Here is an 11,381-nt window from a genome sequence, read left to right as displayed (position 1 = left end):
CGGACTGCCGGCCTCGGCAACACCAGGCACCGCCGTTCGTCTTGTGCAATGCAGGCACTGAAAACGTTACTTTTATACATTATTTCAAACACATCACCCCAGCCCATTGCATCGGACTGCCGGCCTCGGCAACACCAGGCACCGCCGTTCGTCTTGTGCAATGCAGGCACTGAAAACGTTACTTTTATACATTATTTCAAACACATCGCCCCAGCCCATTGCATCGGACTGCCGGCCTCGGCAAGATAGGCCCGCTTTTACGTCTTTCCCGCAGGAACAGGTCATCCATGAATCACGCCATCCGTTTTACCCCTCAGCGCTACAACCCCGGGCTCAAGCCGCTGGTTGTCCTGCTCACCGCCCTGATGGCGCTGCTGTTTTGCTTGCGTAACCCGCTGTTCCACGGCATGGCGCCCGGCTTTGATGCCTCCCTGTTCGCTGTGATGGGCAAGATGTGGAGCGAAGGGGGCGTGCTCTACCGCGACATGATCGACATCAAGGGCCCCATGATCTTCGCCCTCGACGCCCTCGGTTACCATCTGGGGGGCTTCTTCGGGATCTGGCTGCTGGAGTGGGTCCTCTGCTGGCTCGGCCTGCTCGCCAGCTGGCAGGCGTTCTCCCAGCTGGGTCTCTCCCTGCGGGCCCGCCTCGGCAGCATGCTGGCGCTCCTCGCGCTCTACAGCACCCGCTACTACTACGGCAACATGACCGAGGACTGGACCTTCCACCTGGCCCTCATCGCCCAGTGGGCCTTCATCACCCTGCTGCTGGACAAGCAGTTTCGCTGGGGCCCGGCCCTGGTGGCGGCCCTCACTTTCGCCATAGTGGCCTGGATGCGTACCAACAACGGCGCCTTCTGGGGGGCCTGGTATCTGGTGCTGTTCTGCCACTGGTGTCTGCGTGAGCAGTGGCGCTGCGCCTTCGGTCTGCTCTGCTCCAGCCTGCTGGGGCTGGCCCTGATCGGCGGCCCGCTGTTTGCCTACTTCCAGCACCACGGGTTGCTGGCCGAATTCAAATACTACGCCTTCGGCATCTTCTTCGAGGGGAGCTACGGCAACGGCTTCTCCCCGGAAGTGGGGGCCGTCGGCTTGCTGCGTACCGGCCTCGTCATGCTGCTGCCGGCCTTCATTGTGCTGATGCTGGGACGCCGCCAGGAGTGGTATCTGCCCGCCTTGTGCGCCACCCTGTTCGGCGTGCTCTTCACCCTGATCGCCAACTCCGTCTCCGGCCACGTGTTCGATCACTACGACGTGCTCTACCTGCAGCTTGGTCTGCTGCCACTCGCCTGCCTGCTGGATCGCAGCGAGCAGCAGTCCGATGCCCTGGGTCTGCTCTGCATCTCCCTGGTGGTGCTGACCGCGAGCTGGCTGCTGGCCCAGCAGCTCGGTTACGGCTGGAGCACCAAGGAGTGGTCGCTGCCGCGAGTGCGCGAAGTGCTCGGCAACAGTCTCTTGTGGGCCCTGCCGGTGCTCATCCTGGTACCGCTCTGGCGCGCCTGGGATGTACGCAGCGCCACCCCCTGGCTGGCGTCGCTCGCCATGCTGGCACTCCTGGTCAACAACGCCTGGGAGGGCAACCTCAAGGGCAAGCCGTTCAATCCGCCGGCCCAGGTAAGGGTCGACAGGATCAAGGCCGAGACCGGGCCTGCCGACAAGATCTGGGTCGATGGCATACAGCCGCAATACTATCTGTGGACAGATCGCCAGCCCGCCTCCGCCTATCTGTTCTTCGCCAACGTCAACCCGCCCTATGACGTGCGCGAGCGGGTGCTGGCCGACATCAGGCGGCAGGATCCCAAGTTCATCATCGCCAAGCCGGAGCGGGTGGCAGAGCAGTTGAAAACGCCGAGCTCTCCCTCCAGCCTCGCCTTCTATCAATATCTGACGGACCGCTACGAAGAGGTGGATCCGGGTCTCTATCGCCGTCGCTGAGACCGATTGACAAAAGTCGGGGCCGTCGCTGGCAACAGCGACGGCCCCTTTCATTGGCGTGCAGACGTGTGTTCAAGGGGGCCCATCATGATTACAATGGCGCTCTTTTTTAGTGTGAAGGGGGAGACATCATGGCCGAACTGACCTATCTGGGGGGCTATCCTGACCCGCTCAAGAGCCAGGTACAGCAGTTGATCGCGGCGGGAAAACTCGGCGAGATGCTGGCCAAACGCTACCCCGAGACCCACCTCGTCCAGAGTGACAAGGCGCTGCTGACCTATACCATGGAGCTGAAAAACCGCTACCTGAAAAGCTCGGCGCCGCTCTCCAAGGTGATCTTCGACGGCAAGATCAATGTGATCAAGGATGCCCTCGGCCTGCACACCTATGTCAGCCGGGTACAGGGCAACAAGCTCAAGGCCAAGAACGAGATCCGCATCGCCGCCCTGTTCAAGGAGGCGCATCCCGCCTTCCTGAAGATGATAGTGGTGCACGAGCTGGCCCACTTGCGGGAGAAGGATCACAACAAGGCCTTCTACCAGCTCTGTCAGCACATGGAACCGGACTATCATCAACTGGAGTTCGATCTCAGGCTCTGGCTCACCTGGCGTGACATCGAACGCTCCTCGGGCTGACCCTATCGATTGCAAGGAGGCAAGATGATCCCAGGGCACATTCGTTCAGGGCACAGCCGTCGTCATATCACGCCAGGCCGGATGCTGGCCCTGTGGCTCGCCGCGCTGCTGCCCTGCTCCCTGCAGGCCGCCGAACGCTGGCAGAGCAACGATTATCTGGTCCAGAGCTTCATGGAAGTCGCCATGAAACGAGAATATGGGCATGAGGCCCAGGTACGCTTCTCCCGCTGGCAAGGCCCCATCCGCCTCAAGCTCATCAACGAATTTGGCGACAAGGCGCTGCAGGCCGAGGTGGTCAAGGTGCAGAGCCAGCATCTGGCCAGGATCACCGGCCACCCCATACAGCTTGTCAACGACAACCCCAATCTCACCCTCATCATGACAAGGCACCAACAGATGGCCAGCTGGGCCGGCCGTACCATGCGCCAGGATGACTCTGTCAGCATTGCCCTCAAGGAGGGGATCTGCCTGGCCAATTTCGCCACCAATGCCCGCTACGAGATCACCCGTGCCACCATCATCATCCCGGTGGACTACAGTCGGGCCAAGGGCCGCTTCCTGGATTGCGTGGTGGAAGAGCTCACCCAGGTGATGGGGCTGCCCAACGACTCGAACAAGGTGTTTCCCTCCATCTTCAATGACAACAGCATCGACAGCTTCCCCACCGGCCTCGACTATGTGCTGCTCAAGCTTGCCTATCATCCCGTACTCCGGGCAGGGATGACGGCCGACGAGGTGCGTACTGCCCTGCCCATTGCCCTCAAGACGCTTCGCGCCAATGGGGACATCGCAGAGGCCAACCAGCGGGTACAGAGCGGCAGCCTCAAACGCTGGGCCGGGCTCTGATTTTTCTGGCCTGGCTAAGCCCCCGGCCCCCTGCCCACAAACACGAAACGCAGCCTTGAGCTGCGTTTCGTTCAAATCGGGGTGAGAGCCTCACCAGGACAGGTAAATCGACCACCTGCCCCTGATCAGGCCTCGGCGCCTTCTGCCTCCGGCATCCAGCTCTCGGCGTTCTCCCATACTTCCTGCACCATGGTCTCGGCCAGTTCCCTGTCCTCCTTGCTGGCACGGCTGACCGTCAGGGCCATGGCACTGCCCGGGGCGACCCGCACATGCAGATCAGGGAATCGCTCGCCCAGTTGCTTGAGCAACTCCTGGCGCAGCGCCTCCATGGTCGCAGTGGGGATCTGATGTTTTCTGTCGATGATGATTTCCAGGCGCATAGGATAGGTCTCCATGATGGTTAACTGTATTTTTATACAGTAAAAATCAAAAGTAAAGGCTCAGCTTCTCGTTCCACCTCCATCGCTCAACAATCCATCATTCTCCCTGTCATAACCACATCCGCATTCCCTGCCGCTCACTTTCCTTGAGCGCGTTTCATCCTGCCTAGTCACCTCAGGAGAAAAAATGGTTGATATTGATTCTCATCCATCACATCATTAGCTTGTGTTATAACATAACAAAAAGAGACAATCATGCGCCCCAACATTCACCCTGAATACCGCAAGGTCCTGTTTCACGATCTGGCCAGCAACACCTGCTTCCTGATCGGATCCACCTTGCAGACCGAACGCACCAAGCAATGGGAAGATGGCAATAGCTATCCCTATGTGACGCTGGATGTCTCCAGTGCCTCCCACCCCTTCTATACCGGCAAGCAGAAGCAGGTCGGCAAGGAAGGACAGGTCGCCCGCTTCGGTCAGCGATTCGGTCAATTCTTCAACAAAGGAAAAGAGACATCATGAAAGTGCTCGCCTCCCTGAAATCAGCCAAGTCACGCCACCCGGATTGCCAGGTCGTTCGTCGACGCGGCAAGCTGTTCGTGATCTGCAAGAGCAATCCCAGATTCAAGGCTCGCCAGGGCTAAACACGCAGACACACTGTCCATCCTCCCTGGCCCTCTTTCCGAGGGCCAGATCATTTCTGGCTCATCGCAAACACCGCCTGCTCGTCTTCGAGCCATGAATGTTCCCCCCCAAGTTCCAGTCAACCCCCTCCACCACCATAAAAGAAACATCGTTTCATTTTATATAGATGCAGATCCCATTTTTGGATGTGATCATGTCGCCACCATTGTAAATGAAACACCAAATGAACTATATTTGAACCGTCGTTTTGAAATTGCAAAATGCCTGGTGAGATGAAACCTGGTCGGCACGTCCTCACAGATGCACGAGCTGACCTTCACAACCCACGGCCGTGCCTTGCCACCAAACTCGACCCCAACGAGTCCAATCCAGATTGAAAGCCACATGCGCTATCTGGCAATGGGACCACTGTCAGTAGCTTTTTTTCATAGGATTGATCGAACGTTATGACGTTGAAATTCACATGTGCAGCCATCGCCGTCTGCTCGGCGCTCACCAGCATGAATGCAAATGCATGGAGCCTCAATTATCGACACGAGTTCCTGGAAAAACAGGATCAACAAAGCGATCGTCTGGTGGTTTCCCACCGCTTCGATAATGGTTGGGGATTTGGCGTCGAATCCAAATTTACCAACGGAGGTGAGGGCGAAGGTGCTTTCGATGAACTTCATACCACGGGCACTGAATATGACTTGAGCTATCTTGCCAAACCCAATGACAAATGGTGGTGGGAAGCCGGATTCAATACCGAGATCACCAATGACGTGCAAGATCTGCGTGTTCATTTCAAACCAACTTACTGGTTCAATCCCAACTTTTATACTGCCGCACGTTTCCGGGTGGGTCAGCGTAACTACGATGATTCGCTCAACAAGGAGAACGGTCATTATTTCCAGTTGAATTATTACCTTGGTTATAACGCAGAGAATTGGTCTGTTGCCTATGACTTCGAATATAAGAAGCTCGATTATCCTGACTTTAATGGCGAAGAGTATTCATATCTGAATAACGTCACCATCCGCGTGCCCATCAACAAGAACTGGCGCCCCTTCACCGAAATCGGCTACGTATCATACAACGATCCGGCCGATGACAACCCCTACCCCAATGACTGGCAGTGGCGCTGGCGGGTCGGAATTGAGTACATCTTCTAAGCCTGAGCCTCCCCCCTCATGGCAGAGCCCCCAGGTTCATCTCTGCGGCATCAAGAGCCATTGGGGTCAGTGAATAACGACAGCACCCTTGAAAGTCGATGCCAATTTGGTCCGATGACACGGCAAATAAAAGGTCGTGAGAGATGAAATAAAAAGGGAATCCAATGACCCCTTGCATTCATTACGAATGACAATTCATCACTGAATATGGGCCTTGTGTCACGCAATACTGACTTATCTTAAATTGACATTTTGCTGTCACTGAATGAACAAGCATTATGGTTATGCTCCAGTTCAGGAAGTATTAACCGGTTGACTGGTGGCATATTGTCGCCCAGGTCACAGTTTGCATCATTGCGTTGAATGAGGGATGAAATCAGATGTCAAACGGCCCAATGACTTTCATCGACTGCCGTTAAAGAAGACTGCTATTCGCTTTTATATTCATTAAGGTGACGAACCCCTTTAATTACATAAAAGGGGTTCGTCTGGTTACTCAATATAAATAAAGCCCTATGGGTGTCAATAGCTTCAAGGAGAGTTGTATGAAGCTTGGAAATTGGGTGCTTGAGCCAAATGCGGCACTCACCCGTTTTTGCGTATCTGAGCCACGCGAGGAGCGATTCGCCGAGTTTTTTGCCGGTGAAGCCATGGACATGGCCATGGATTACCGCTTCCAGAATGGTGCCGGGCCGCAAGACGATGCCTTTTGCCGGCGCATTTTCCGCCAGCAGATGGCCGAGCGCACCGTCGAACCGGATGAAGCCCTGCCTCGCACTCAGGTGAGTTTCACCGGCGAGAGCGATACCGTCTCTTTTTCCTCCTTCCAGCGTGTGCCATTCCATGTGCAGCGCTGGCTGGAGGTGGAGTTGCATGCCAACGAGGCGGGAAACTATCCCTTCCAGCTGTCGACTTGTGGGGGGGCCCGCCTGTGGTGCGACGGGGTTGCCATCACCCGGTTCACCCCCTTCACCCGCAACAAGCTGCAGAGCTGCGAGCTGATGCTGCCCTTGCAGGCGGGCAAGAACACCCTGCTGGTCCATCTGGAAGAGCTGTTCGAACGGGATACGGTGTTTGCGCTGCGACTCATCTACCGTGGTCACGCGCCTCTTGGGGTCTCGCTGCCCCATATCGATGCCAAGGTGCTCGATGAGCTGTGCCAGCTTGCCGGCGCCATGCGCCCCGAACTCAGCGCCTGGCACAACCAGGCCCGAATCCGGCTCGGCGTGGCCGCACCGGCTCATCCCGTTCGCCTGCAAGGCGAGATCCACGGCATGGGCAATGACAATTTCAAGGTGCGTCAGGTGGATTTCGGCACCCTCTCGCCGGGTAGCCATCTGCTGACCCTGGCGCTCCCCGCCGACATAGGGCCGGCGCACTACCAGATCGTGCTGAACATGCACTGTGCCGGCGTCAGCATCAGCCGCAGCGTCGGTGTCAACGTCATGCAACCCCTCGGCCAGGCCGAGCAATCAGCCAGCCTGAGCGATCGCAAGCAGCAGGCGCTGCGCCACACCGCCCGTCATGGCATGGATCGCACCGCTCGCCTGCTGGCCATGCTGCACTGCGGCGAGTTAACGGCCGAGGCCGATCAGCTGCTGCTCGATACCCTGGCACGGATCAGCGCCCGCGAGGATTGCTCCGACTTTTCCCTGGTCCCGCTGCTCTGGATCTGGCAACGCCATCAGGGCGAGCACTTCCAGCCCGCCATGTGGCGCCGGGTGCGCAGTTCCATCCTCGGTTACCGCTACTGGCTGGATGAGCCGGGCAACGATGTGATGTGGTTCTGGAGCGAGAACCATACCCTCTGCTTCCACACCGCCCAATACCTGGCTGGCCAGCTGTTCCCTCACGAGCGCTTCCTGGCCTCGGGACGCAGCGGCGAGCAGCAACGCGCCATCGCGGCAGAGCGCCTGGCGCTGTGGTTCGATGCCATCGATCGCCACGGTTTCGTCGAGTGGAACTCGGCGCCCTACTACCCGGTCGACTACATCGGCCTGTTCGCGCTCTATCAGCTGGCGGGAGATGCCTGGGTGCGCGAGCGCGCCAAGGCGCTCATCGATCGGCTGATGCTGCTCAGCTCACTGCATTATCAGGCAGGGATCGCCGCCGGCACCATGGGGCGGGTCTACGAGAAGGAGCTGCTGGCTGGCGTGCTCACCGAGCTGTCGGCCTACGGCAACGTCGCCTGGGGCGGCGGTTGGTATAACCGCAAGTGCGCCTCCCTGCCGCTGTTCTGCGCCAGCGACTATCAGCCGCCGGTTGCGGCTGACCGCTACGCGACCCTGCAACAGGGCACCCTGGCGGCCTGCTATCAGGCGGGAGGCGGCAAGATAGTCGTCTGGAAGGAGCCGGGTGTCAGCCTCTCCAGCTGCGTCGACCACAACACCGGTCAGCGCGGCCATCAGCAGCATCTGGTGGATGTGCAGTTCGCCTCCGGTCATGACGCCAAATTCTGGGTCAACCACCCCGGCGAAGCCGAACCCGGCGGCGAGCAGCGCCCCTCCTACTGGTCCGGCAACGGCGTGCTGCCGCGGGTGATGCAGGTGGAAAACCGCACCCTGCAGCTCTATCAGCTGGCCGAGGATGACCCCTTCCCCTGGACCCACCTTTACCTGCCGGCGGAGGCCTTCGATCAGGTGATCGTGACGACTCACTGCTGCCTGATCCGGGCCGGGAATGCCTTCGCCGCCATCGGCTGCTCGACCCCCCTGTGCGCGGTGACGGCGGGGATGACCGCCGGCAACGAATATCGCGCCAAGGCGCACCGGGTGGCCTGGTATATCGAGGTCGGCCATGGCGACGATATGGCCTTCGCGGCCTTCTGCCAACGCATGGCGGCGCTCGAGGTCCGCCTCGAGGGCGAGACGACCATCGCCTGTACCCCGGAGTCTGAGCTCATGCGCCTGGACTGGCAGGGCAACTGCCTGATCGAGGGGGTTTCCTACTCCTTCCCCGCCGAGGCGGGATGCGATCCCATCGTCACCTATCGTGGAGAGGCACAATGAAACAGCAAGTACTCATCCCTACCCTGGAGCGGGTGGTCCGCGGCTTCTGCCAGCTCAAAGGCATGGGCGAGCTGACCGCCAGCCAGGGCCTGGCCATCCAGTTCGAGCAGTGGGAGTGGGAGGTCGGGGTCGGGCTCTACGGCTTCTGGCGCTATGCCCGGCACAAGGACGACGCCGAACTGCAAGCCTCGTTGCTGGCCTGGTATGAGGGGCAGATAGCCAAAGGGCTGCCCGCCATGCAGATCAACACCACTGCCCCCATGATCACCCTGGCGCTGCTGGCGGGCCACAGCGGCCGCGCCGATCTGCGCGAGGTGGTCAACGCCTGGGCCGACGATCTGCTGGCCAACCTGCCCAGAACCGAAGAGGGCGGCTTCCAGCACGTGGTGAAGGAGCAACCCAACACCGGCCAGCTCTGGGATGACACCCTCTTCATGACCTGCCTGTTCCTCGGCACCGCCGGGAGGGTGCTTGCACGGCAGGATCTGATCGACGAGGCCGTCTACCAGTTCCTGTTGCACACCCGCTACCTGAGCGAGCCCAAGAGCGGCCTCTGGTACCACGGCTGGACCTTCCTCGACCGGCACCATTACGCCGAGGCCTTCTGGGCCAGGGGCAACGCCTGGATCACCGTGGCCGTGCCCGAGTTCATCGATCTGATGGGGGAGCACCTGGATGCCGGCGTGCGGCGCTACTTCACCCAGGTGGTGGCGCGCCAGGTGCGCTCCCTGTGCGAGCTGCAGGCCGACAACGGCATGTGGCACACGGTGCTGGATGACCCCTTATCTCCCCAGGAGTCCTCGGCCACGGCGGGGATCGCCTATGGCATGTTGCGCTGTGTCCGTCTGGGCCTGCTGGATGAGAGCACGGTGGAACCGGCGCTGCGGGCGGCCCGTGCCGTGTGGCAGCGCATCGATGGGGACGGCATCGTCCTCGAGGCCTCCAAAGGCACCATGGTGGGTCATGACCATCAGTACTACTGCGACATTGCCATGGCGCCCGTGCCCTATGCCCAGGCGCTGACGATGTTGCTGCTGCTCGAGCTGGAGCAGGGCCAGTGGCTGGCCTGAACACTTTATTGCTGTAACCATTCGGAGAAAACTAAATGTCCAAACGGAACTTTATGGGGGCCTTCCAGACCTTTGGCGGTGCCATGGCTGTCCCCATTGCCTTTCTACCCTTTACCGGTCTGCTGCTCGCCATCACCGGGCTGCTCACCATGCCCGATATCATGGGGGATCTGGCTCACCCAGACTCCAACTTCTTCAAGGTGATGACCATTATCAAGTCGGGGGGCTGGACCATCTTCCGCAATTTCCCCCTGCTGTTCTGCATGGCGTTGCCGGTGGGTCTCGCCAAGACGGGTCAGGCCCGGGCTGCGCTGGTCGCCTTCTTTGCCTACATGGCCTACAACTACTTCACCAACAGCATGCTCACCTTCTGGGGGCCTGAGTTCGGGGTCAACTTCAATCAGGAAGTGGGCGGCTCCAGTGGCCTGGCGCTGGTGGGGGGCATCAAGACGCTGGATACCAGCATCGTCTTCTCCCTCATCATCGGCGGTGTGGTGACCTGGATCCACAACCGTTTCTTCGAGAAGAAGTTGCCGGATTACCTCACCATCTTCCAGGGCATGAGCCTGGTCTTCATCATCTCCTTCTTCGTCATGTTGCCCATGGCCTGGTTGACCTGCGAGTTCTGGCCCAAGGTCCAGGTGGGGATCAACGCCATGCAGGGCTTCTATGTGGAAGCCGATGCCTTCGGCATGTGGCTGCTCGCCTTCGTGGAGCGGATCCTGGTGCCGACCGGTCTGCACCGCTTCGTCTACTTCCCCTTCTTCTTCGGCCCGGCCGTGGTCGACGGCGGCCTCTATACCCACTGGATCGAGAACGTCTCCACCTACGCGGCTTCCACCGTGCCCCTGGTTGAGCAGTTCCCGGCCGCCGGCTACTCCCTGTACGGCAACATCAGCGTGTTCTGCTCCCTGGGGGCCGGCCTTGCCATCTATGCCACCGCCAAACAGAAGATGAAGCGCAAGATAGCCGCCCTGGTGATCCCGGCCATCATCACCGCCATGGCGGTCGGCATCACCGAACCCATCGAATTTACCTACCTGTTCGTGGCCCCTGTGCTCTATCTCATCAATGCGGTCATAGGCGCGACCCTGTGCGTGGCGCTCTATCTGTCCGGCGTGGTCGGTTTCATGGGCGGCGGTCTGAACGACATCATCCTGTTCAACTGGGTCTTCTACGCCAAGAACCATGCTCACCTCATCTGGATCCACCTGGCCTTGGGCCTCGGCTTCGCCGCCATCAACTTCTTCGTGTTCCGCTACATGATCCTGAAGTTCAACTTCCTGACCCCGGGTCGTGGCGATGAAGAGGAAGAAGACGACGTGCGTCTCTACTCCAAGCAGGACTACCGCGACAAGCAGTCTGGCAAGGCCGTGGCCGGTCAGGAGCCGGATCGCCTCAGAGCCGCCGCCATCCTGCGTTGTGTCGGGGGTTGTGACAACGTCGAGACCATAGGCAACTGCCAGACCCGTCTGCGCCTGGTGGTGAAGGATCAGACCCTGGTGCAGGATGACAAGGCCCTCAAACAGGCCGGTGCCCTGGGGGTCATGCGTTCTGGCAAGAACCTGCAGGTGGTGGTCGGTCTGTCGGCTCCCATGGTGCGCGAGTACTTCGAGCAGGAGTACAACAAGGGCCCGCAGCCAGCCCCCGACACCGCCGTCCCGGCCCCTGCCGCCTGATGAAGCACTGATTGTGCCGATGGCAAGCGC

The 11,381-nt window shown here is 59.6% G+C and carries 10 protein-coding genes; 9 read left to right on the top strand and 1 reads right to left on the bottom strand.

What is annotated here, in order from left to right; all coding sequences use genetic code 11:
* The first annotated feature begins 287 nt into the window (after positions 1-287).
* From AB5Y91_RS14705 to AB5Y91_RS14695, 3 genes are all read left to right on the top strand, one after another.
* Positions 288-1,931, top strand: a complete 1,644-nt coding sequence (locus tag AB5Y91_RS14705; protein WP_162627260.1) for a hypothetical protein — start codon at positions 288-290, stop codon at positions 1,929-1,931.
* 131 nt (positions 1,932-2,062) lie between these two features.
* Complete coding sequence (locus AB5Y91_RS14700; RefSeq protein WP_368170140.1) at positions 2,063-2,566, top strand: M48 family metallopeptidase; 504 nt, start codon at positions 2,063-2,065, stop codon at positions 2,564-2,566.
* Between the two features lie 81 nt (positions 2,567-2,647).
* Complete coding sequence (locus AB5Y91_RS14695) at positions 2,648-3,412, top strand: DUF2927 domain-containing protein (protein ID WP_368170141.1); 765 nt, start codon at positions 2,648-2,650, stop codon at positions 3,410-3,412.
* A 125-nt stretch (positions 3,413-3,537) separates the two neighbouring features.
* On the opposite strand, the gene AB5Y91_RS14690 is transcribed toward AB5Y91_RS14695, so the two are convergent.
* Complete coding sequence (locus AB5Y91_RS14690) at positions 3,538-3,792, bottom strand: DinI family protein (RefSeq protein WP_025326722.1); 255 nt, start codon at positions 3,790-3,792, stop codon at positions 3,538-3,540.
* A gap of 255 nt (positions 3,793-4,047) precedes the next feature.
* Between AB5Y91_RS14690 and AB5Y91_RS14685 the strand changes: the two genes are divergently transcribed.
* The 6 genes from AB5Y91_RS14685 (at position 4,048) to AB5Y91_RS14660 (ending at position 11,351) form a co-directional block, all read left to right on the top strand.
* Positions 4,048-4,317 (top strand): type B 50S ribosomal protein L31, encoded by a 270-nt coding sequence (locus tag AB5Y91_RS14685; RefSeq protein ID WP_368170139.1) that lies wholly within the window; start codon positions 4,048-4,050, stop codon positions 4,315-4,317.
* Positions 4,314-4,439 carry a type B 50S ribosomal protein L36 gene (gene ykgO / locus AB5Y91_RS14680; RefSeq protein WP_025326720.1) on the top strand — a complete coding sequence of 42 codons (126 nt, stop codon included), beginning with the start codon at positions 4,314-4,316 and terminating at the stop codon, positions 4,437-4,439. Before AB5Y91_RS14685 ends, ykgO begins: the two co-directional genes overlap by 4 nt.
* A 447-nt stretch (positions 4,440-4,886) precedes the next feature.
* Complete coding sequence (locus AB5Y91_RS14675; protein ID WP_106887010.1) at positions 4,887-5,594, top strand: oligogalacturonate-specific porin KdgM family protein; 708 nt, start codon at positions 4,887-4,889, stop codon at positions 5,592-5,594.
* 545 nt (positions 5,595-6,139) lie between these two features.
* Complete coding sequence (locus tag AB5Y91_RS14670) at positions 6,140-8,602, top strand: hypothetical protein (RefSeq protein ID WP_368170138.1); 2,463 nt, start codon at positions 6,140-6,142, stop codon at positions 8,600-8,602.
* A complete protein-coding gene (locus tag AB5Y91_RS14665; protein ID WP_368170137.1) occupies positions 8,599-9,672 on the top strand; it encodes a glycoside hydrolase family 105 protein in 1,074 nt (357 codons plus the stop codon). Before AB5Y91_RS14670 ends, AB5Y91_RS14665 begins: the two co-directional genes overlap by 4 nt.
* Positions 9,673-9,707: 35 nt before the next feature.
* Positions 9,708-11,351, top strand: coding sequence for an alpha-glucoside-specific PTS transporter subunit IIBC (locus AB5Y91_RS14660; RefSeq protein WP_234676954.1), 1,644 nt, complete (start codon positions 9,708-9,710; stop codon positions 11,349-11,351).
* Positions 11,352-11,381: the final 30 nt, after the last annotated feature.

Origin of the sequence: Aeromonas sp. R4-3, from assembly GCF_040908275.1 — a bacterium.
GTDB classification, from domain to species: Bacteria; Pseudomonadota; Gammaproteobacteria; order Enterobacterales; family Aeromonadaceae; genus Aeromonas; species Aeromonas rivipollensis.
Note: the sequence above shows the minus strand (reverse complement) of the source record. Positions and strands in the feature narration are given on the sequence as shown.